General features: G+C 43.9%; 21 protein-coding genes and 1 pseudogene. 1 reads left to right on the top strand and 21 read right to left on the bottom strand.

Annotation, left to right across the window (positions count from 1 at the left end):
- The 21 genes and pseudogenes from prmC to M8E35_RS09050 form a co-directional block, all read right to left on the bottom strand.
- Positions 1–846, bottom strand: a complete 846-nt coding sequence (gene prmC, locus M8E35_RS09150; RefSeq protein WP_252468550.1) for a peptide chain release factor N(5)-glutamine methyltransferase — start codon at positions 844–846, stop codon at positions 1–3.
- A gap of 132 nt (positions 847–978) precedes the next feature.
- A complete protein-coding gene (gene prfA, locus M8E35_RS09145) occupies positions 979–2,049 on the bottom strand; it encodes a peptide chain release factor 1 (RefSeq protein ID WP_252468549.1) in 1,071 nt (356 codons plus the stop codon).
- Between the two features lie 16 nt (positions 2,050–2,065).
- Positions 2,066–2,560, bottom strand: a pseudogene (locus M8E35_RS09140) (DUF1385 domain-containing protein).
- A gap of 197 nt (positions 2,561–2,757) precedes the next feature.
- Positions 2,758–2,955 carry a 50S ribosomal protein L31 gene (rpmE, locus tag M8E35_RS09135; protein ID WP_073027488.1) on the bottom strand — a complete coding sequence of 66 codons (198 nt, stop codon included), beginning with the start codon at positions 2,953–2,955 and terminating at the stop codon, positions 2,758–2,760.
- 141 nt (positions 2,956–3,096) lie between these two features.
- Positions 3,097–4,068 carry a class II fructose-bisphosphatase gene (glpX, locus tag M8E35_RS09130; protein ID WP_073027486.1) on the bottom strand — a complete coding sequence of 324 codons (972 nt, stop codon included), beginning with the start codon at positions 4,066–4,068 and terminating at the stop codon, positions 3,097–3,099.
- 237 nt (positions 4,069–4,305) lie between these two features.
- Complete coding sequence (gene fsa, locus M8E35_RS09125) at positions 4,306–4,944, bottom strand: fructose-6-phosphate aldolase (protein ID WP_252468548.1); 639 nt, start codon at positions 4,942–4,944, stop codon at positions 4,306–4,308.
- Positions 4,945–5,179: 235 nt separating this feature from the next.
- Positions 5,180–6,034: a class II fructose-1,6-bisphosphate aldolase gene (locus M8E35_RS09120; protein WP_252468547.1), complete on the bottom strand. Its 855-nt coding sequence runs from the start codon at positions 6,032–6,034 to the stop codon at positions 5,180–5,182.
- Positions 6,025–6,711 (bottom strand): hypothetical protein, encoded by a 687-nt coding sequence (locus tag M8E35_RS09115; protein WP_073027481.1) that lies wholly within the window; start codon positions 6,709–6,711, stop codon positions 6,025–6,027. Before M8E35_RS09115 ends, M8E35_RS09120 begins: the two co-directional genes overlap by 10 nt.
- 184 nt (positions 6,712–6,895) lie before the next feature.
- Positions 6,896–7,267: a response regulator gene (locus tag M8E35_RS09110; protein WP_252468546.1), complete on the bottom strand. Its 372-nt coding sequence runs from the start codon at positions 7,265–7,267 to the stop codon at positions 6,896–6,898.
- An 18-nt stretch (positions 7,268–7,285) separates the two neighbouring features.
- Complete coding sequence (gene alr / locus M8E35_RS09105; protein WP_252468544.1) at positions 7,286–8,473, bottom strand: alanine racemase; 1,188 nt, start codon at positions 8,471–8,473, stop codon at positions 7,286–7,288.
- Positions 8,474–8,477: 4 nt separating this feature from the next.
- A complete protein-coding gene (locus M8E35_RS09100) occupies positions 8,478–9,560 on the bottom strand; it encodes a lipid II:glycine glycyltransferase FemX (RefSeq protein WP_229247798.1) in 1,083 nt (360 codons plus the stop codon).
- A gap of 1,057 nt (positions 9,561–10,617) precedes the next feature.
- The gene (gene pyrG, locus M8E35_RS09095) at positions 10,618–12,210 is read right to left on the bottom strand and encodes a CTP synthase (protein ID WP_252468542.1); all 1,593 of its coding nucleotides are present in this window, start codon (positions 12,208–12,210) and stop codon (positions 10,618–10,620) included.
- Between the two features lie 550 nt (positions 12,211–12,760).
- Positions 12,761–13,168, bottom strand: coding sequence for a DNA-directed RNA polymerase subunit delta (gene rpoE, locus M8E35_RS09090; RefSeq protein WP_073027474.1), 408 nt, complete (start codon positions 13,166–13,168; stop codon positions 12,761–12,763).
- Between the two features lie 92 nt (positions 13,169–13,260).
- Entirely contained in the window at positions 13,261–14,943 is a 1,683-nt protein-coding gene (argS, locus tag M8E35_RS09085; protein ID WP_252468540.1) for an arginine--tRNA ligase, read from the bottom strand.
- On the bottom strand, positions 14,943–15,377 hold the full coding sequence (locus tag M8E35_RS09080; protein ID WP_252468538.1) for a YwiB family protein: 435 nt from the start codon (positions 15,375–15,377) through the stop codon (positions 14,943–14,945). Before M8E35_RS09080 ends, argS begins: the two co-directional genes overlap by 1 nt.
- Positions 15,378–15,607: 230 nt before the next feature.
- Positions 15,608–16,969, bottom strand: coding sequence for a PepSY1/2 domain-containing protein (locus M8E35_RS09075; RefSeq protein ID WP_252468536.1), 1,362 nt, complete (start codon positions 16,967–16,969; stop codon positions 15,608–15,610).
- A 9-nt stretch (positions 16,970–16,978) separates the two neighbouring features.
- Complete coding sequence (sleB, locus tag M8E35_RS09070; protein WP_073027468.1) at positions 16,979–17,671, bottom strand: spore cortex-lytic enzyme; 693 nt, start codon at positions 17,669–17,671, stop codon at positions 16,979–16,981.
- A gap of 304 nt (positions 17,672–17,975) precedes the next feature.
- A complete protein-coding gene (locus M8E35_RS09065) occupies positions 17,976–18,482 on the bottom strand; it encodes a YqfB family membrane protein (protein WP_252468535.1) in 507 nt (168 codons plus the stop codon).
- A gap of 68 nt (positions 18,483–18,550) precedes the next feature.
- Entirely contained in the window at positions 18,551–19,549 is a 999-nt protein-coding gene (floA, locus tag M8E35_RS09060; RefSeq protein ID WP_073027465.1) for a flotillin-like protein FloA, read from the bottom strand.
- A 41-nt stretch (positions 19,550–19,590) separates the two neighbouring features.
- A complete protein-coding gene (locus tag M8E35_RS09055) occupies positions 19,591–20,073 on the bottom strand; it encodes an NfeD family protein (protein ID WP_252468534.1) in 483 nt (160 codons plus the stop codon).
- A 48-nt stretch (positions 20,074–20,121) separates the two neighbouring features.
- The gene (locus tag M8E35_RS09050) at positions 20,122–20,691 is read right to left on the bottom strand and encodes a DUF1836 domain-containing protein (protein ID WP_073028174.1); all 570 of its coding nucleotides are present in this window, start codon (positions 20,689–20,691) and stop codon (positions 20,122–20,124) included.
- Positions 20,692–20,927: 236 nt separating this feature from the next.
- Between M8E35_RS09050 and M8E35_RS09045 the strand changes: the two genes are divergently transcribed.
- A complete protein-coding gene (locus tag M8E35_RS09045; RefSeq protein ID WP_252468533.1) occupies positions 20,928–21,803 on the top strand; it encodes a radical SAM protein in 876 nt (291 codons plus the stop codon).
- Positions 21,804–21,852: the final 49 nt, after the last annotated feature.

Here is a 21,852-nt window from a genome sequence, read left to right as displayed (position 1 = left end):
TCACCTCGCTAAGATCACTCTGTCCCGCCCCGCTAAGTCCGGGAAAACTTGTGTTTTGAAACCCTTCAAGTGAAAAAGACTACAGACGGCTTCGGCCTGATCCCAGCCAATCTCCATTAGTACTTTCCCTTGAGGCCTCAATAAGGGACGTATCTCTTCTGCTAAACGACGATAAAAATCCAGACCATCTGATCCCCCTAAAAAGGCCATAGCAGGTTCATGGAAAATCTCAGGAGCGCATTGACGATAGTCCTCTGTTGAAACATAGGGAGGATTTGTAATGATATAGTCCCAACATTCTCCCCGAATAGAATCCACAAAATCCCCCTGACGCCACTGCACTATAGCTCCCAATCGTTCGGCATTTTGTCGGGCTACCTCTAAGGCATCTAAAGAAAGGTCGATTCCAACCACCTCTGCGACAGGATAATAATGGGCAATAGAAATTGCAAGCGCCCCGCTTCCTGTACAAAGATCAGCAACCTTAATCAGTCGATCCTGACCTATATCATTTTCCTGCCTTACAATATCCAGCCACTTCTCGACTAATATTTCGCTGTCTGCGCGGGGGATAAGCACCCTTTCATCAACATAAAAAGAGAGTCCCATGAATTCCTGTCGCTTTAAGATATATTGCAGTGGCACGTTCGAAGCACGACGCTGGATAAACGCCCTGAATTGTTCATTCTCTTGCTCAGACAAATTACGATCCCAATCAAGGTAAAGACGATCTCGCGTTACCTTTAGCACTTCCGCTAATAACAAGTCTGCGTCAAAGCGAGCATTTTCAATCTCTTTTTTCAAGAGTTCAGTCTCGCCCCAACGCATTCCATCAACTATCTTCAACCCACAAAGCCCCTTCTCGATGTTCGAGATTCGCAGTTCGTGGTTCGAATCTCTACTTTACACATATAACGCCCGAAAAATAAGTTCCCTAAAAGTTAAATAACATTACATATTATTTAAGCTTAGGTTCCTTTATTGAATCTCTGCTTTTAATCTTTCCGCTTGGTCTGATGAATTCAGAGCTTGGATAATCTCCTCCAAATCTCCCGTCAGGATCGTCTCTAGGCGATGGAGGGTCAAGTTAATCCGATGGTCCGTCACTCGTCCCTGTGGGAAATTAAACGTTCGAATTCGCTCACTCCGATCCCCTGTACCTACCTGACTGCGACGTTCAGACGCCTGTTCTCCACTCGCTTCTTCTTGAGCTTTCTCTAAAATACGAGCACGCAAGACACGCAAAGCCTTTTCTTTGTTCTTAAGCTGGGATTTTTCATCCTGGCAAGACGCAATAATTCCAGTAGGAAGATGCGTAACACGTACCGCCGATTGGGTAGTATTTACACACTGTCCGCCTGGTCCACTCGAACAGTAGACATCAATACGCAAATCATTCGGATTGATAGAGACTTCCACTTCTTCTGCTTCGGGAAGGACCGCTACTGTAGCAGTAGAGGTATGAATCCTGCCTGCCGATTCTGTGGCCGGTATCCTTTGAACGCGATGCACACCACTTTCAAACTTTAATTTACTGTAGGCTCCATGTCCTTCAATAAGGAAAATAATCTCCTTATATCCCCCTGCATCAGAGTAACTAACACTAAGAACCTCTACTTTCCAGCCCTGACCTTCAGCATAGCGGGTATACATCCGATGAAGATCGCCTGCAAATAAGGCAGCTTCATCCCCACCGGCTCCTGCTCGAATCTCCATAATAACGTTTTTCTCATCCAAAGGATCTTTGGGCAAGAGAAGAATTCGAATTTGCTCCTCAAGTTCCTGAGATTGGTTTAAGAGTTTTTCTCGTTCCTGCTCAGCCATCTCCTGCATATCAGAGTCAAGCTTTTCTCGAAGCAACGATTCTATCTCCTCTTGTTCATGAAGCACTTCCTGATATTCCCTAAACGTTGTGACAAGATTCGTCATCCCCGCCTGAGCTTTAGCATATTTTTGCCATTCGCTCTGATTGGAAATTATTTCCGGGTCACTGAGGAGCTCTGTAAATTCATCATATTTCCGTTCAATTTCATAAAGTTTTTCTAACATTTTTACACCTCAAAAATTACGTAAGTTCTTTACCTGAAATCTAATACGCCCTTTAAGGCCGCCAGGGCTACTTCTAATTGAGCATCGTCCGGTTCCCGAGTCGTTAATTTCTGTAATAACAAGCCAGGAACAATAAGCCACGTAACCGCCACCAAAAAGGATACAACCCGACAAAAGCAAATACAAAAATACTTACAGCAACGACAATATGGAGAAAACTCGTCCCACAGCGCGGATGCAACCTAGGGAATGAACGCGTATTATCTACAGTAAGATCTTGCCCTGCTTCATAGTTAAATATTGCTTTATGCTCTGCACCATGGTATTGGAGGAAACCCGCTGAATGTCTTTGAGTTCCTCTTCTCCACCCTCTTCCTCTCCCAGAGAACGATTGACGGAAAAGGTTAATGCACGTATTCCTGCTATCAAAGAATCTATAAGTGCAACGAACCCTCGAATCACCATTCGGCAGCCTAACTGCAATGGCGCTCTCCTGCGGTCCACGCATCATAACCCCTTCTATGACCGCCTGCCGGCTATATTAAACTGGTCTGCTCATCCTACGTCCTCCTCTATTATATCGAGGCGAGATGCGGGAGGTTCAATGTTTGAGGTTAATGATAAAAATATCCAGCCTCACTTCGAACATTACGCAAAAAGCAGAGCTTGCGCTCTGCTTTTCCACCAGCAACGACCGCAGGCCGTTGTTTACATCCCATATTTCTTTTTAAACCGATCAACCCGTCCGCCAGCATCGACAAACCGCTGTACCCCGGTATAGAAGGGATGGCATTTTGAACAGATTTCCACTTTAATGTTCATTCTTGTGCTCCCTGTTGGGATAACTTCTCCACAAGCACATGTAACAGTGGTTTGTTCATATTTTGGGTGAATTTTTTCTTTCATGTCTTCACCTTCTTTCCCATTTGGATCGAGGCGCTCTTTTGTCGCACCTTAAAATACAATTCCAGTCAACTCTTACTATTCTAGCATAAAGATCATTAAGCGGTCAAGGATCGTGTTCCTAAATTTATCGTTACTCCTAAATTAACAACCTTTCATGGCATAGCGAGGTTTTTTATCGAAGCTGTGACGTGCTTCAATAAATCTAACCGTCCCGGTCTTTCCTCGAGCCACCACGGTATGTGTTAATGCCCCTTTAGCTGTAAAGGTAACCCCTCGCACCAAGGGACCTTCAGTAATTCCAGTTGCAGCAAAAAAAACATCATCACCGCTTACTAAGTCATCCATTGTCAACAATTTACTAACATCATCAATTCCTAAGGCTTTCGCTCGTGCTACATCTTCCTCATTTTCCGGCCAAAGACGCCCTTGCATTTCTCCTCCAATACATCGAAGGGCTGCGGCCGCGAGAACCCCTTCCGGCGCTCCGCCTATTCCCATCATCATATCCACACCAGTGTCTTCAAAGGCACAGGCCACAGCTGGGGAAACATCTCCGTCTGTAATAAGACGAATCCTCGCCCCACAAGCGCGCACATCCTGAATCAGCTTTTGATGTCTTGGGCGATCTAAAATCACGACCGTTATATCCTCCATGCTTTTCCCTAACGCTTTTGCTACATTTGAGACGTTCTCGGCTACTGTAGCATCTAAGTTAATCCGCCCAACAGCTGCCGGACCTACGGCAATTTTATCCATATACATATCTGGAGCATGCAGCAGGCACCCCTTCTTAGCTATTGCAACAACAGCTATCGCCCCAGCCATTCCTTTGGCAACAATATTAGTTCCTTCAAGAGGATCGACAGCAACGTCCAATTGGGGTTTGTCTCCGTTTCCCACTCGTTCTCCAATGTATAGCATTGGAGCCTCATCCATCTCCCCTTCGCCGATTACCACTGTACCGTCCATGTGAATAGTATCAAAAACGGCCCGCATAGCTTCAACCGCCGCATTATCCGCTGCATCCTTATTCCCTAGCCCAACCCAACGCGCCGAAGCTAAGGCCGCAGCCTCAGTCACTCTAGCAAATTCCATTGTAAGTTCTCTCTCCAATTTCAATTCCCCCTTAAATGCTTAACCTCTGCTTTTAAAACTATAATTATAATAATTTATATAGCACATTTTAAATCTATCACCTTATTGTGACATGCTTTTAGAGGTTTTTCAACAACGATTAATATGTAAAACCCTATCAAACGCATAAAAGTTGGCATCAACTTATCTGTATGCAGACAGGCCAATGCCAATTTATATTAAGAAAAGGCCATAAATGGCCGAATGTACCTATTTCTATCGCTTTTTCCAATCCGCCAAGAATTTTTCAATCCCAGCATCTGTCAATGGGTGACGGAATAGCTGTCTCAAGACTCCAAAAGGGACTGTTGCAAAATCTGCTCCTATTTTGGCTGATTCAGTTACATGAACGGGATTTCGAATGCTGGCAGCAATAGTTTTGGTTGTAATTCCATGAGCCTGATAAATCTCGCAGATATTTGCTAATAAATCCAATCCATTTTCACCAATGTCATCTAGTCTGCCAAGAAAAGGGCTTACATATGCGGCACCTGCCCGTGCTGCCAGTAACGCTTGGTTTGCCGTAAACACGAGTGTAACATTTGTTTTAATTCCCTTGCTGCTTAATACCTTTACGGTTTTAAGACCATCTTCAGTCATCGGAATTTTTACTACAATGTTTGGATGAATAGCAGCTAAGACATGTGCTTCCTGCAACATCCCTTCATGATCAAGGGCTATTACTTCTGCACTGATAGGGCCGTCAACGATCCCAACCACCGTATTAAGAAGTTCATGAAAGTCTTTTCCTTCTTTAGCGACTAAACTGGGGTTTGTCGTTAGTCCTCCTATGACTCCCATATTCCAAGCTTGCTTAATTTCTTCGATATTTGCAGAGTCTAAAAAAAACTGCATTCAGCTACCTTCTTTCTAAAAAGTTTATCCGATTCGCTAACCGCCACTAACACTCTTGAAAGGAAAAATTAGCGGTCCCTTCTCGCCATCCTGCAAGAAGGCTAATCCGTGCGAAGACAGTGTCTTCGGGCTACAGGGACACTTGGCCGTCCTTGGCCAGCGGTCCCTTCTCGCTGTCCTTGGCTACAGGGACACTCGGCCAAGCCTGGATAACTTCAACTGAAGTATGTTTCCTTTATGCCTTACCGGTGCTCCCAAAAATCCGAATTTTTTCTCGGATTATTGCAGTTGCGGCTTCACGAGCAGGACCTAACATTTTTCGCGGGTCAATTTCCTTAGAATCTCCTTCAAGCACATGGCGAGCAGCCAAGACAAAGGCTTCACGAATATTAGTATCAATGTTAACTTTACAGATACCTCGTGAAATCGCCTCGCGAAGCGCTTCCTCAGGTACCCCTGATGAACCATGTAAGACTAGCGGAGTAGAAACTCTTTCCCGAATTTTTGTCAGTCGTTCAAAATCAAGTTTCGGAATCCCTTTGTATTGACCATGAGCCGTTCCGATTGCAATTGCTAAGGCATCCACTTGCGTTGCTTGAACAAAATACTCCGCTTCTGCAGGCTCTGTAAACAACGCCTCTCGCTCGGTGACCGTAATATCATCTTCGGTCCCACCTATTTTACCCAATTCGGCCTCTACAGAAATACCCAAAGGCCGAACAGCTTCAATCACTTTGTTGGTTAATGCAATATTATCTTCAATAAGATGCTTAGACCCATCAATCATGACAGAAGAAAAACCATTACGTGCACACTGCATTACCTGTGCAAAACTTGTCCCGTGGTCTAAGTGCAAGGCAATTGGAACGTTTGCCTTTTCAGCAGCTAATTTAGTTAAGGTTGTAATGTACTCAATTCCGGCGTATTTTATTGCACCTTGGCTCGCCTGGATGATTACTGGTGCATTTTCAGCCTCAGCTGCGGCCACGATCGCCTGCACAATCTCCATATTATTACAGTTGAAAGCACCTACGGCATAATGTCCTTTTTGTGCCTGATCTAATAACTCGACCATCGATACTAACGCCATTTCTTCTCCTCCTCTATTGTACGTGAAACATGCTGGCCACGTAACGGACTATTGATAAGCCAAGTCTTATTCTCTTCTAAATAAACAGATTTTATTCCTTCAATTTGACGAATATTATCTGAACTGTCCGCGTAAATAACTCCCACTGCTTCACAGCATTCACAATAAAGCTCCACACGATCCGGCAATAATTCAAAAGTTAACTGATGATTTCCACAAGCACACCCTAAATCCCCTTGCCTAGCCAGACGATGAAGATAATCTAAAACCCAAAGCATTACTTCAGGATTCTCGAAATCTTCCTCATACCCTAACTCTAGGGCTAATTCCCCAATGGATTTTTCACGCTCACGACAGGCCTGGGTGACTTTTTGCTTCGGTCCGATATACCCAACTGAAGCCCCTACATCAGGGCAAGCGAGTGGTAACGCTTCCTTCCCCCAAATTGCATGGTTGTTTAATCTCAAATAATGGGTCTCCCCACAGTAAGCACAAGCGTAAGCGATGTTGAACTGTCGTCGGTTCCTGCTGGTTAGCGACATCAGTTGACAGCCACAACCACAATGCAGATTCTTGCGTCCTTGACTAGAAAATGCAAAGAGAGAGAGGGCATAGAATTCTAGCTCCCCACATTGGGAGCATTGTATAGCAATAGTCGTATTTGTCGTTAGAATCATAATTCCCACCTCTTCCTACAGCTTATACTTCGTCATGGAAGAAGATTTTCCTGCCTTCCGTTAAAGAAAACTAAGGTAGCCCCAAAACCACAACGAAGGCCAAGGACGGCCGAGTGTCCTGGGCATTCGGCACGAGATACGTACTGTAGAGAAAATGTCATTTGGCGGGAAACACTACTTAAGGCTATATCTCGGTTAATATATCTCTTACTCGTTCTCTCAATTCAAATAAATCAAAAGGCTTACCCAAGTAATGAAGAATTCCAAGCTCCTTAGCTTGCTCCATATTTTGAGCATCACCATAGGCAGTCATCATAATCACGCCGACTTGACGGTCTAAAGCACGAATTTGCCTTAAAGTTTCAATACCGTTCATCCCCGGCATCTTCATGTCCATCAATATAAGATTAGGCTTGAATGTTTTAAGCATCTCAACGGCCTCTTCTCCGTCTGCAGCCATCTCAACCTCATGTTGATCCCCTCGGAAGGTCTCAAAGAGTAGGCGACGCACACCAAGTTGGTCATCTACTATAAGAATCTTAGCCACTCCCCACATCCCTTTCCTTTATCTAATCTAAAATGAATATTCTGTATACGTTGATGAAACTCCTTCTTCAATAATTCGTTCTGACAAAATTCGTCCATCTTGTTTATATTTCCTATGTATCCTGGGATTGGCTACTGTCCTGCGCAACGGAATCCTAACCTCATCTCCTAACGCGCAGTCTTGCATACCCACATCAATTACTGTAAGCTGCATACCAATCTTTCCAGCAACACGGACAGTCCGCCCCTTTAATTCTACTCGCTCTTGGCTAAGAAAAATACCTATCAAAGCCGCAAAATTTTTAATTATAATCTTAAGAAAATCAATCCATCCTTGGGGAACAAAGTGGGGAGCTAAACCTAATCCATCTGCATACCCTGCTGGGATCACGGCGAGCTGGGTAACGGACTTCGTACGATAGATGCTTTGATACCCTACATACGTTCCTTTTGGTACTTGGCGCAGATGAACAATCCGACTTTTAGCAACCCATGGGTCTCTTAATACTATTTTCCCGCCAAAACCCTGCCCGGGATAATGCCCAATCAATAGTGTCCCGATACGGACAAAGTCAAGATGCCATTCAGGATAATCCAGAAAAGCAGCACTATTGCAGACGTGTTTCCATACTGGATGAATCCCCAATTCCTCAAGACGAGCTGTGAGGAGCGTAAACTGTTCATATTGCTCTAATGTGTAGCGTTTGTCCCTTTGGGCTGCTCGAGCAAAATGAGTATATACCCCAACAACCTTAAGCTGAGGAGCACTCGCCAAGTTCCTAGAGAGCTCATCCAGCTCAGATAGCCGAAATCCCGTTCTCCCCATGCCTGTCTCCAATTTGAGCTGGACTGATACATGCTGGTTCAAGTCTTCACAAACTTCATTCAACTTGGCAATTGAGGACAATTCGGTAAGCGTCAGTTGCAATTGAGCTCCAACAGCCTCCGTCCATTCCTCCTGTGTGGTCGGACCTAACACTAAAATTAGTCCCTTTATCCCATGCTTACGCAACATTAAGCCCTCTTCAACCTTGGTAACCGCAAACGCTTCACATCCAACTCGCTCCAAGGCAAGACCTACTTGAACCGCGCCTAAACCATAGGCATCCGCTTTTACAACTGCCATACATTTCGATTCGGGATGGAGGTGCTTAATTATTTCTTGATAATTGCTTACTATGGCATCCAAGTCCACTTCTATCCAGGTTCCAGCCATGGCGTTATCTCCTCCGCACTCGCCGTAACTTTGATATTAATCCCTTTATAACATCAGAATACAGCGGTTCTAAATGATTCCAGAGAAAATAGGTAACTGGGCGATACACTAGATCCCATTCTCCAATAAACTCAGTGTACTCCCCGTTAAACCCCTTCTTAAAGCGATAAAGTCCATAAAGCGGATTATCTTCCGTCAAGTGTCCAGGGACCCCTCGGAAATCATAAAGCGTACACCCCAACGACTTTGCCCAGCGAATCATCTCCCACTGAATTAAGTAGTTAGGCATAACATTTCGATGAGCATTAGACGAAGCTCCATATATATACCAGGCTTTATTTCCAATAACAAATGCCAAAGTACCAGATATGATATTCCCTTCATATTCAGCGATAAACAATTCTCCTAAGCCAACTGGCACTAAAGAATCGTAAAGGTCTTCAAAATAGGAATAAGCCCGCACTAAGAAGCGGTCACGTTCGGTAGTTTCTTTAAGAACACGATAAAAGTCCGGTAAATCATCGCGCGTCCCTTTTCGAATATGTACCCCTTTCTTCTGGGCTAGACGAATATTGTACCGTGTTTTTTGTTGCATATTACTGAGAAGAGTTTCCTCATCCGGTGAAATATCCAGACGAAACACATACTTAGGCTGAACCCCTTCAAAACCCTTGCCACTCTCAGCAGATCTAAATCCTCTGGAAAGCAAATACTGTTCCAATTCCTTTTCAGAAGACGGCAAATCAGGATCAACCTTGAGGAAAATCGCTCCACGCGATTTTGCTAACTTACGAATCTCAGCCAAAACCAAATCAAACAACTCGACGTTCTTCCAGTCAACCACCGGTCCACGAGAAGCATAAAAGATAGGGATTCCTACAACGGGAATCTTCCGCTCAAGAATAGAGACCGCCGCCACAATTTCACTGCCCTCTTCAACAACCAATCTCCAGGGCACCCATCCCGTCCTGCTCTTAATCTCTCCCCATTCCCAAGACTGGAGTACATGCCCCTTCGAATGTTTAGCTAAAAACTCATTAAAGCGTGTATGTTCATTTTTATCGATCCACCTAGCAACATAGGTCATCGGTTCAGTCCCCTTCCTCTCACCATTCTTTCCATGGTTTTACTCCTCTAATCAGTAACTCAATATTATAAATAGCTTGGCTGTCACCAAACCACTGGCGAAGGCAGTAGCCTTAGTTGAACTTATTCGCTTGCCATGACTCGAACAAGACGTTCGAGGTTAATTGCACTGCCATGAATGGCAAGATGCCGTGATAGCCGATTGTCCCTGCGACAAGGATGGCGAGAAGGGACCGCTGGCCATGGACGGCCAAGTGTCCCTGTCGCCCACGAAAACACTGTTTTCGCACGGATTACTCTTCTTGCAGACACTGTCTTCGCACGGATTAGCCTTCTTGCAGGACGGCGAGAAGGGACCTTCTAGAAAGTAAAAACGATAAGTTAACTTTCTGGCTTAGTACACAGGAAGAGTTCGTGCCAGACCCTTAATCTAGGGTTTAGCAGAACTCTCCTAAGTTAAATCTATGATTTCAATATATGTACATCGAACTTTCAATACTACCATTGTTCATTGCCCCATTCTAATTCCCCTGTTCGAGACACAGCGACACACGTGAGACATCTTTGCATTAACACAAATTCAACTCTGCGTAAGCGCCCCCAGTCATTGCCCAGTATTCACTGTCCCCTTACCCCTTATGGTTCCGGGTCACTCACTCATTCATAGACGGTGCACACAAAAGTGCCGTCTCCCAAACTCCCGTCTCCCGACCTAAGCCCGGGACCCCGTGCGAGACGAGCGCGAAGTCTCAACGTAAGCAGAATAGCAAACTTCCGTTAAAGCGACCCTAGATACGGGGCAGTGTACAAGGTCCCCTCCCGCCATCCATGGCTCCGGGGACACTAGTCCATCCATGGACGTCGGATGTACACTGCCGCCAGTGGGCCACGGACGGCTCGTCTGGCACGATAGTCTCCAGTGGAGATTATCGCCGTAGGCGGGTTCTTTAAAATGATACTATCGCCGAAGGATGAACCCCGCTCCCCAAAGCCAAGAGCTTTAACGTTTAGTTTTGCTCTGCGTCGTAGGCACTGAGCGCTGTGTCCCGCAAGTCCTCTTACTTCAACGTCGCCCTAATAAACTCCCTAAACAGAGGATGTGCCCTGTTTGGTCGAGACTTAAACTCAGGATGGAACTGAGAAGCTACAAACCAAGGATGATCTAAGTACTCAGAAATCTCAACCAAACGACCATCCAGGGAGGTTCCGGAGAACCTTAAACCTACCTTCTCTAACTCCGCTCGGAACTGGTTATTAACCTCATAACGATGACGATGGCGTTCATATACTACTTGGTCTTGATAAGCCTGATATGCTTTGCTGCCCTCCACCAACTTTGCTGGAGAAATACCTAAGCGCATAGTTCCGCCTTTGTCTTCGATGTCTTTTTGCTCGGGGAGAATATCAATAACCGGGTAGGGTGTATCTGCATCAAATTCTGTACTGTTGGCTCGTTCCATGCCGCAAAGATTACGGGCAATTTCTATAATAGCAGTTTGCATACCTAAGCAAATTCCCAGAAAAGGAATTTTTTGCTCTCTCGCATATCGAATCGCTTCAATTTTCCCTTCAATCCCGCGGTTTCCAAAACCTCCTGGGACAAGGATTCCATCGACACCATCTAAATACTTCTCAGCGGATTCTTCCTCGATGTTTTCTGAATCAATCCAACGCACTTTTATTTTAGCTCCATGCTCAGTCCCTGCAGACCGCAAGGCTTCTGCCACACTTAGATAGGCATCGGGAAGTGCAACATATTTGCCCACAATGGCAATCTCTATTTCTCGTGTTGGGGATTTGATTTTGTCCACCATATTCTTCCATTCAGTCATATCAGCTGGAGGGGCTTCTAGTCCGGCACAACGCAGGACAATATCGTCAAAACCTTCTGCTTGGAGCATAAGAGGAACTTCATAAATCGTCGACGCATCCAAGCACTGAACAACAGCTTCTAAATCCACGTCACATAACAAAGCTAACTTTTCCTTCATCTCTTTGGCAAGGGCCTTTTCCGTTCGACAAACAAGAATCGACGGTTGAATGCCAATTCCCCGTAACTCTTTAACAGAGTGCTGAGTTGGCTTTGTTTTCAACTCGCCAGACATAGCTAAATAAGGGACTAAAGTAACATGAATATAAATAACATTCTCTCGCCCGATATCGTTTTTCATTTGCCGAATTGCTTCCAGGAAAGGCAAAGATTCTATATCCCCAACGGTCCCGCCAATTTCTGTGATCACGAAGTCAGGATGGCTCTCACGAGCAACTCGATAGACCCGTTCTTTGATTTCATTAGTGATATGTGGAATAACTTGAACCGTTCCGCCCAAATAATCCCCCTTACGTTCCTTTCGGATAACCGACCAATAAACCTTCCCTGTTGTAACATTGCTGTTTTTCGAAACTGGCACATCAATAAAGCGCTCATAGTGGCCTAAATCTAAATCTGTCTCTGCCCCGTCATCCGTAACAAACACTTCACCGTGTTGATATGGGCTCATTGTTCCAGGATCAATATTAATATAGGGATCAAACTTTTGTATTGCAACTTTAAAACCCCTATTTTTTAGGAGACAACCAAGGGATGCGGCCGCGATTCCTTTGCCAAGGGAAGACACTACTCCGCCCGTTACGAAAATAAATTTTGTCATGCGCTTTACCATTTCCTTTCAGACCTTTAAATGTAAACAAGTTCCTCTATTTCTCAAGCAGAAGATATATTCCTTACCAGACTATCTTCTGCAACAAAACACATAAATAAAGCTAGTCCGAGAGCCGCACTAGCTTTATTTTTTCGGTCAGAAAAGACTATGTTTTGTGTAAGGGGCAACCAAGACAAACGACTGTCAATGCGTTAGCTTAGTTTTCTTTATCTTCCTGTTCTATTTTAGCTAGACTTATAAAGGATGTCAAGATAAAGGGCACTTGACACTAAAAAAGTCGTTCCTCAAATCACTTATCGCTAAAAAACAAGACCCCCTCTCTTAAATTGAAGGGGTCTTTATCATCGACTGAGCTTCATTTATTAATTCCGAGACTCCCACTTCAAGTGGGTGTTCCTTATTCTACTTCGTGGGAGTAGACTCCCTCACCGAAGTCTCGATGTTCAGCTTTAGCTGAACGAGTTCACTCGCCGTGCATCCTTACAAATGTGCTAAACATTTACCATCCGAGTGAACTTTCTTTTCTGTCGATTATGAACTACCACTTTTCTCCGCGTTGCCCTTCATCGGTTTCATCAAATACTTCATCGCTTTCCGAACTGTCTTCATCTAAGGAATCTTCCTCTAATTCTTCTGTATCTAACTTGTCATCTTCATCCAAAGACGCTCTGTTCATCAAAGCAACCGCAGGCGACCGACGAGGCATTTTCGCAGGTTCCCAAACCTTAAGACCCCATTCACCTCGCCCAATAAATGTGAATCTGGTATCCAGATTAATCTGAGTGAGTGCCGCTGCAATCCGTATAGCCTCCTGAGAAATCCCTAAACGTCGAAGTACTTCTTCGATTAAGTTTTGATAATGCATGGGATTACCCTGAGCTTTTAAAACCTCATAAGCTATATCTGCTTCCGTCGGCTTGTCTTTTTTACTTAAAGAGTGGGTCAAAAAACTCCACCGCCCTTCGTCGTTTTGAATATCACTATATTCGGCCCACCCCTAAATATTTCCTGCTTATCGAAACTTTAAACATAATAAATTTACATTCTTTCTGGGGCTGATACACCTAATATAGCTAATACGTTTCCAACAATTTGTTTTACGGCTCGAACTAAGTTCAATCGAGCCCTTCGTAAACCGTCATCTTCAACAAGTACTCTCTGACTGTTATAAAAAGTATGAAAGAGACCCGCTAAATCAAGCACATAACGAGCTAAGCGATGAGGTTCCATGAGACGTGCAGCGACAATGATCTCGCTCGGCAAATCTGCCATCTTCTTGAGCAAATCCCGCTCCTCCGTGCTGTCAAGTCTTAACAAGTCTTCTTCAGTGGGCGGAGTGCCCAGGTCGCCCAGTTCCTCGGATTGCCGTAATATACTGCATAAACGAGCATGCGCATACTGTACATAGTAAACTGGATTATCAGATGACTGTGCTCGGGCCAAATCCATATCAAATTCCACTGTGGAATCCGGATCCCGCAGATTAAAGAAGAAACGCGCGGCATCTTTTCCCACTTCATCCATCAATTCACGCAAAGTAATATACTGACCTGACCGTTTAGACATTTTTACTACTTCGCCGTTTTGTATAAGACGCACGAGTTGCATTAAAATAATTTGAAGATTATCCGCCTCATATCCTAAGGCCGACATCGCGCCTTTCATTCGAGCGACGTGACCATGATGGTCAGCTCCCCAAATATTGATAACTTTATTAAATCCACGGTCAAACTTGTTGCGATGATAGGCAATATCCGCCGCAAAATAGGTGGGGGATCCATTGCTCCTGATTACTACCTCGTCTTTTTCATCCCCAAATTGAGTAGACCTGAGCCAATGAGCACCTTCTTTTTCGTAAATGTACCCTTTTTTCTCGAGTTCTTCCATTGTAGAACGAACAGCTCCAGAATCGTGTAAAGATTGTTCGTTGAACCAAACATCATATTCGACACCAAAATCCTCCAGTGTTTCTCGAATATTACGCATTTTTTCATCTAAGGCATACCGCACCAAAAACTCCCGTCTTAACCCTTGTTCAACCGATAGATACTTATCCCCAACTTTGGCGATTAAACCTTTTACAGTATCAACCAAGTCCTCCCCATGATATCCGCCTTCTGGAAAAGGGACATCTTGACCAAGCAGTTGCAAATACCTAGATTCCAGCGACAAACCAAAATTATGTATTTGATTCCCAGCATCATTAATATAGAACTCACGAGTAACTTCATACCCTGCCTTTGATAATAGCGAAGCTAAGCTGTCTCCTAATGCCGCACCTCGGGCATTACCCATATGAAGCAACCCTGTGGGATTGGCACTCACGAACTCAACTTGTATCTTTTGACCCTTTCCGATATCTACTCGACCGTAATCATCACCGGCTTTTAACACCTCACCAATAACGCCTGTAAGCCACACGGGGTTTAAACGAAAGTTAATAAAACCAGCCCCGGCAATTTCAGAGGATTCTATCCATGTTCCGCTCGTTTCCAAGTGTTTTATGAGTGCAACAGCTATATCACGGGGTGAGCGTTTCGCTTGTTTGGCTAAGACCATTGCGAGATTGGTTGCCAAATCTCCGCGCTGCCTTTCCCTCGGTTCTTCCAAAACAAAACTTGGCAATTCCTCAAAATTCAACTCTCCTGCCAATTTCGCCTTATTCGCAGCTTCTAGCAACTGGCTTGTAATCTTTGTCTTTATATTCTCGTAGAGACTCATCAGGGGATATCCTCCTTTACGTTTACCAACAGACCATTGTGACTCACCAATTTATCATCGACAAAAAGGTCATATTCTAGACTAATACGTCCCCCTTGGACTGTCAAGTCATACTCTACTTTGTTAGGCATAACACTTAACCATATTTTACCATAACAAGTGGTGTAAATACTGTTGTTAAGTACACCCTTTCTAAATTCCTGCGTAAGATCGATCGCGCCTTTTCGATTTAATACCACCGACTCATCTTTAATCGTTATAAATGTTGTCACTTCACCAAGATCCGAAGCATCATTTCCAGCTTCCTTATATACTACATAGAAAACCCCGTTTCGTTCATAAAACTTCCCAACCGTAAGCAATTCCTGTTGATTCTCATGCCCTTCCGGATACTTCTGTTTACCGTTGATTTGGATAGTTGCGTTTATTTGCAATAGAATTGCTCCTTTCTGAAGGAAGTGGGGAGCTATTAGGATAACCAATTTTGCAACCACTTAACCTGAGATCCAATAATCGGCAAGATACTAATGAATTATAACGTATAAGTGCATAAGTGCCTATTCTCGTTAACTTATAAAAATCCTTTTTCCTTATTAAGAAAATTAATTCTATCTATTCAAGAGCGAGAGGGAAGTTCCCTCTCGCTTGTTTTTATAATCGATTGTTACTTAAGATATTCCCCTCGTGGGGTCTTAATAATTCGTTGGATCTTCTCTTCTGCACCGTTAGAAGCATTTAGGTATATAAGATACTCTTCCCCCTGGTATCGACCTCGAAACTCATAACAATAAACTTCTTGGTTCCCACTTTTAGCAATTACGGCTAAGCGACTCTCCAGAACCTGAAAATTCAGCCGTAATTTGCGTACTGCTTGTTCCATTGTTAGTTTCGTTGGAAAAGTCCGTTCGTGATGGAACGCATAAAATGGCGAAGCGTCAAATCCGACAAGCTGACCGTTGTCCAAAGCGATCATTAAACGCACCTTGTCTGGGTAAATCCTTACCCCGTCTTTTTCCACAACGGCATCAAATTGAACATAAGAGCCGAATTCTTCACTTGACGTTATCGCAAGCTGCCAGCCTAATGACTGCAAAACTGCCTTGGCTTTATTTGAGGCTTCTTCAACACTCAGAGTCTTGGGCTCAATTGATCGTTGATCACGGTAGAGAGTAATAACACCGCCTTGACGGCTAACTTCCAAATAAGATTCTTTGAAATTCCAAATATAACCGCCCAGTGGCCCCTGAGATTCCCCTGCAAATTCTGGAGAAGCATCAGCATAGCCTGCTTTGTTCAAGAATTCCCGTGCTCTTTCAAGGGATTGATCTCGTGTAACATCCCCCGCCGGGAGGCCCAAGGGCTTTTCAACAACCCGAGTGGCGTACTCTCCTGTATACGAAAACGGTGGAAGCTTCTGTAGACTCGCATCTAACTGATCTAAGCCAGAGCGTACGGATTTCGAAGGAGCTTCTGACCCATCTGCAGCTGCTTCTGCAACTTGAGTGCCTAAACCAAGCCGTTGCCTTAATGATGGATCTGGGTCTGTCCAAACTAACTTTTCCGTGTCCATTCTGAGAATTAAATCCTGAACCTGTTGATTAACCGGCATAAGGCGTTCATGCATATCGCTAAGAGTCTTTTCCTCTTCTGCCGAAATTGTTCCTCCCCCAGCAATTCGCTGGGCCATAGTTCGGGTAAAATCACCGGACTGTGTCAAAAATTGCCCAACATAACTGAGTCCCGTTTGCTGAGCCGGAATTTGTGCGAAGTCTTTAAGTGCTGCATCACTTTTACTTGAAACTTGGCTTAAGTAGAGAATTTTTTGAGCCGGGTTACTAGCTACATTTCCTTTAGCCATATCTGTTTCCACCTGATCGAGATGACTCGCAAAATCGTTTAATGCTCGGCGGTTATTATTTTCTGCAGCAATACGATATTCCCCCGCCAGACGGTATTCATTCCATCCCCAGCCCAGTGAGATTAACAAGGCTAAGCCTAAAGCACCAATCCAAAATTTTCTGTGCATGTTGTCCCCCTACTTCGTAAACATATGGTTACCGATTTGCTTAATCTGTGGGCGTGACCATATATATTTGTTGGATGTTTTCGCCGGATTAAAAAAGAAGACTGCTCCGCCAGAAGGGTCTGATCCACTTATTGCTTCTTGAGCAGCACGAATTGAAGAAGCCGAAGGTGCTAAATTAATCTGTCCATCATCAACACTGGAAAAGGCTCTGGGCTGATAGATAATATCCGCAACTGTTTTCGGAAACGCAGGATCCTTAATCCGATTCAAGATCACGGCAGCCACGGCGACTTGTCCAATGTAAGGTTCTCCCCTTGCCTCCGCACTCACAGCGCGTGCTAAAAGGTTTGTGTCGATATTTTTATAACCCACAGCCTTTCCTGAAGCGTTTGTGCTCTGCCCTGTAAGGCGCTTTAATTCCTTGATGGTTTGTGTTCCAGCCAATCCATCTACTCTTAACCCATGTTCCTTTTGAAAGCGCCGAATCGCAGCTTCTGTTTTTGATCCGTACTTTCCGTCAACTGTTCCAACAGTATAACCCAACTGGACCAATTTCTTTTGCAACTCAGTTACTTCAGAGCCTTTACTCCCTCTGCCTAGTAAACGATCCCCTAAAGCTGCATAGGCAAACCCAGACAGAGCTATGCTAAGTAATAATCCGATGGTGATAACCATCCCCCAAGGTCTAATGTGTAATTTCATACCCTCACCTCACTTTGTTTAATAGTCTTTAGTGTGGCAAAGTTCATAGAAATTATCCAACATTACCCTAATTATTCCGCGAATATGATTATTAGGGTTTTGGGGGAAAATATTTGCGTTGGCAATAAAAAATAGCCACAAGGTTTTAACCCGTGGCTGGATCAGTGAACTCGTTCAGCTAAAGCTGAACATAGAGACTTCAGTGACGTAGGATGGACTCTAAAAACTGTATTAAGTCTCGAACTTCTCTCCGTATAAAAGGATAAGCATATCTCTAAAATATGCTTATCCTCAGAACGTTTCTTTAAGAACGAGGGCCTCTAAAAGGTTGCAATGCTCTTGGTTTCCCCAGGATTTCCGCCCAAATAACTCCTTGAACGAGTTCCTTTTTTGTGATAGAAAAACTGAGACCATTCATTACTTGAGTTCCTCTGGGTATACTCTTACTGCGATCTCTCTCTGCATCACGATTTGTTTCCGCTCTGTCCCGTCCTTGGTAGGCACTGGTTCCTTCGATTCCTTGAGTCCCCTCAACTCCCTGAGTTCCTTCAACCCCTTGAGTTCCCTCTGTTCCTTGAGTCCCTTCCATTTGAACAAAGTTCTCTATAGAGCCCCCCGGTTGAGGCAATTCCAAAGATTCTGCTTGAACAGTCCTCTCTTGGCGAGAACTATTCGTTAACGATTTTTGCATCTGTTCCCGCCATGATACTTGGGGCGGGTCCTGCAAAGCCTCTCTTATTGTTCGACCATCGGGTAATTTAAATCGATCAGAGAAATTTCCCGGTGTTTGTTGTTGCTTACTCTTCTTCAAAAGAGAGACGCCTAACTGATATATTACCCAAATGATAATTACAACCGTGAAGGACGACATGATTTCACCTACTTCTTCGTTGTGCTATCATTGCCTGATTCGCATTTTCCTGTTTGGGCAATGTTTCCTCTCATCTGGGTGTCCGATATGATATTTTGCATGTTGTAATAATCCATAACGCCTAGTTTACCTTCTCTGAGAGCCTGGGCCATAGCTCTTGGAACTTCAGACTCTGCTTCAACAACCTTGGCTCTCATCTCTTCAACAGCTGCTCTCATTTCTTGTTCTCTGGCAACCGCCATCGCACGCCGTTCCTCTGCTTTAGCTTGGGCGATACGCTTATCAGCTTCGGCCTGATCCATCTGGAGTTGAGCTCCGATATTTTTGCCGACATCAACATCCGCCATATCAATGGATAAGATTTCAAATGCCGTTCCTGCGTCCAGACCTTTAGCTAACACTGTTTGAGAAATCAATTCTGGCTTTTCTAAGACGGCTTTATGCGACTCAGATGAACCAATGCTCGTCACAATTCCTTCTCCAACTCGAGCAATAATTGTTTCTTCACCAGCACCTCCGACAAGTCTGTCGATATTGGCGCGTACTGTTACCTTGGCTTTAACTCTAAGCTCAATACCGTTTTGTGCCACAGCAGATACAACAGGAGTCTCAATCACTTTTGGGTTAACAGACATCTGTACGGCTTGAAGAACATCCCGCCCTGCTAAATCAATGGCTGCCGCCCGTTCAAAAAGGAGGGGAATAGCCGCACGTTCAGCAGCAATCAAAGCATTCACAACCCTATCGACATTCCCACCTGCCAAATAGTGAGCTTCAAGCTGATCTGTCGTAATCGGCAAACCTGCTTTATGTCCTTTGATTAACGGGTTGACGATTTTTGACGGAACTACTCGTCGCAAACGCATTCCTATTAAGTTGAAAATCCCGACGTTAACCCCTGCCGCTAATGCCGATATCCAGAGTCCAACAGGGATAAAGGTGAGAATTACACTTAAGACTACAAAACCGAGGAAAAACAGAGCAAGTGTTAAATATAATGGGTTCATTCATTGCCCGGTCGAAACCGAGCTCCACCTCCTTATAATTTTTATTTTTCTTCCCTGACAATAATTCGGGTACCCTCAACTCCAATTATTTTAATTGCGGTCCCGAGTCCTATATACCCTCCTTCCGTAACCACATCTAATTTTACGCCATCAAAACTACCTGTCCCAGCTGGGCGTAACTGAGTAAGAGATATTCCTACTTGCCCCAGATACATTTCATACTGAGGTTTTGGGGCAACATACCCCTCCTTAGCTGTTTGGCGAGTGCTTAACGAGAATCTCTTCCATAAGCGCCTAGTCCTGGGTAACCGAAAACTTAGGTAAATTATAATGCCCAAGACAGTTAGCGCTCCAACTGTGAACATTAAACCTTCTAACAGCGAATCTGTTACCAAAAAGATTCCCGTAATTAAGGATGCCATTCCAAGAATTCCGCTAACTCCAAAACCGGGGATGACGAACACCTCGACAGCCAACAGAGCAATTCCTATCAGAATCAGCGTTATAATAATACCCTGCGACACTGCCCTCTCCTCCTTTTTCTATGCTAAGCGTACTCTCTTACTTTAGTTCTATGTCTCTAAACTACTCAACCAACGCTTAGCAATTTGTTTATATAAATTGGCTCTCGCCAATAAATTTAGAATAACCAGCGTGGTAACAACCTTTTCCCGGTCTTCCTCAGGCATCTCTTCTTCAGCAAGTGTTTCTTCGACTTCTTTTTCTAAGCCATGCAATGATTTTTCCCAATCCAGCTGAGAACAATCAAAAATTTCACTATAGTATCGATAAAGCTTGGTAGGATTAATTCGGTCATCCGACGTATCTAAAAGGCTTTCATTGACATAACCTAACAAATGAGAAACCTCTTCTAATGACAGTATATCGCGTAAATCATTCATAAGCAGAACGTTGGCAACTTGTTCCCGATTATATTTCCTTTTTAAGGGATTAGGAAGGTACTTACGTCTGACCCAGTTCTGAACATGTGTAGGATTAATATCGTTCTGACTTACCCTCTTAGCAACTTCAACAACCTGTGCAAGCATCATGGAATCTAATTCTAGATAAGGAAGTGCTTTCTGCTTGGGTTCCAAATCATTCAACACATTGCGAATTGCTTGTAAATGCTTTAAATTCATCATCTCACCTACTCATGTTAATTATTAATTTGTTTAGCCGTTCAAGCAACTTGTTCTTTATGACATTATTATACGATCACTCCGATCATATGTCAATACCATAATTCCGCTTTTCAGTATCACTGTAATACTATATTTGATTTGTACTATTAAGTTTATCTGCTATTTCATGCAGGTATTTACCGTACCGTTGTAGAACAAAGATTCAAATACAAAAAGTGTTGGGAGATGGTAACATGTTTTACGAAGGGAAAATTTTCCGTCCGCCGAGTGAGGCCAAAAGTATCATCTTACAAATCACTGTTGGATGTCAGCATAACGCCTGTACATTCTGTACCATGTATAAGGATAAATCCTTTCGGATCAAATCTCGGGAAGAAATCAACGATATTATTTCAATAGCACATGCCCAAGATTCGGACGCTGAACGAATCTTCTTGGCAGATGGAGATGCGATCGCAGTTGATACATTATTGCTAATTGAGATTCTTGATCAACTTTATAAGAAATTCCCACATCTCCAGCGAGTCGGAATTTATGGAGGTCCCAAAGACATTCTCGCCAAGAGCCCCGAAGAATTAGCCGATTTAAAAGCTCATGGACTTAACATTGTCTATTTAGGTGTTGAAAGTGGCAATGAAAGTATTTTGAAATCAGTTTGTAAAGGCGTCACTGCTGATCAGATGATCTCAGCTGGACAAAAGGTTAAGGCGAGCGGTTTAACCCTATCTTGCACGGTTATTATTGGCTTGGGTGGAAAAGCCCGTTCACACGAGCATGCTGTTGATACAGCACGTGTTATCAGCGAGATAGATCCCCAATATTTGGGGGCTTTAACTTTAATGTTGGATCGCGAAGCACCTCTGGCCAAGGCCATTAAAGAAGGCACCTTTCAACAACTCAACCCCTTCGAATCTTTAACAGAGCTTCGAACTATGCTCGAAGCTCTTAACGTATCCCATTGTGTCTTTCGGAGTAATCATGCCTCAAACTACCTGCCGTTGCGGGCTACACTTCCTGAAGACCGAAATGATCTTTTGCAGACTCTTGACAGCGTCATAAAGAATCAAACTACGGAGCGGCTTCGCCCAGAGTATTGGAGAGGGTTCTAGCAACAACGTAAAAAAGTGGAAGCCAAAATTGATTACTCAATTTTGGCTT

The sequence above is a fragment of the Desulfosporosinus nitroreducens genome (assembly GCF_023897015.1).
In the GTDB taxonomy this organism is placed as follows: domain Bacteria; phylum Bacillota; class Desulfitobacteriia; order Desulfitobacteriales; family Desulfitobacteriaceae; genus Desulfosporosinus; species Desulfosporosinus nitroreducens.
Note: the sequence above shows the minus strand (reverse complement) of the source record. Positions and strands in the feature narration are given on the sequence as shown.

Excerpts from the sequence above, each read along its gene's own strand:
- prfA (WP_252468549.1), bottom strand. The coding sequence starts at position 2,049 with ATGTTAGAAAAACTTTATGAAATTGAACGGAAATATGATGAATTTACA.
- rpmE (WP_073027488.1), bottom strand. The coding sequence starts at position 2,955 with ATGAAAGAAAAAATTCACCCAAAATATGAACAAACCACTGTTACATGT.
- fsa (WP_252468548.1), bottom strand. The coding sequence starts at position 4,944 with ATGCAGTTTTTTTTAGACTCTGCAAATATCGAAGAAATTAAGCAAGCT.
- M8E35_RS09120 (WP_252468547.1), bottom strand. The coding sequence starts at position 6,034 with ATGGCGTTAGTATCGATGGTCGAGTTATTAGATCAGGCACAAAAAGGA.
- M8E35_RS09115 (WP_073027481.1), bottom strand. The coding sequence starts at position 6,711 with ATGATTCTAACGACAAATACGACTATTGCTATACAATGCTCCCAATGT.
- M8E35_RS09110 (WP_252468546.1), bottom strand. The coding sequence starts at position 7,267 with ATGTGGGGAGTGGCTAAGATTCTTATAGTAGATGACCAACTTGGTGTG.
- alr (WP_252468544.1), bottom strand. The coding sequence starts at position 8,473 with ATGGCTGGAACCTGGATAGAAGTGGACTTGGATGCCATAGTAAGCAAT.
- M8E35_RS09100 (WP_229247798.1), bottom strand. The coding sequence starts at position 9,560 with ATGACCTATGTTGCTAGGTGGATCGATAAAAATGAACATACACGCTTT.
- pyrG (WP_252468542.1), bottom strand. The coding sequence starts at position 12,210 with ATGACAAAATTTATTTTCGTAACGGGCGGAGTAGTGTCTTCCCTTGGC.
- argS (WP_252468540.1), bottom strand. The coding sequence starts at position 14,943 with ATGAGTCTCTACGAGAATATAAAGACAAAGATTACAAGCCAGTTGCTA.
- M8E35_RS09075 (WP_252468536.1), bottom strand. The coding sequence starts at position 16,969 with ATGCACAGAAAATTTTGGATTGGTGCTTTAGGCTTAGCCTTGTTAATC.
- sleB (WP_073027468.1), bottom strand. The coding sequence starts at position 17,671 with ATGAAATTACACATTAGACCTTGGGGGATGGTTATCACCATCGGATTA.
- floA (WP_073027465.1), bottom strand. The coding sequence starts at position 19,549 with ATGAACCCATTATATTTAACACTTGCTCTGTTTTTCCTCGGTTTTGTA.
- M8E35_RS09050 (WP_073028174.1), bottom strand. The coding sequence starts at position 20,691 with ATGAATTTAAAGCATTTACAAGCAATTCGCAATGTGTTGAATGATTTG.
- M8E35_RS09045 (WP_252468533.1), top strand. The coding sequence starts at position 20,928 with ATGTTTTACGAAGGGAAAATTTTCCGTCCGCCGAGTGAGGCCAAAAGT.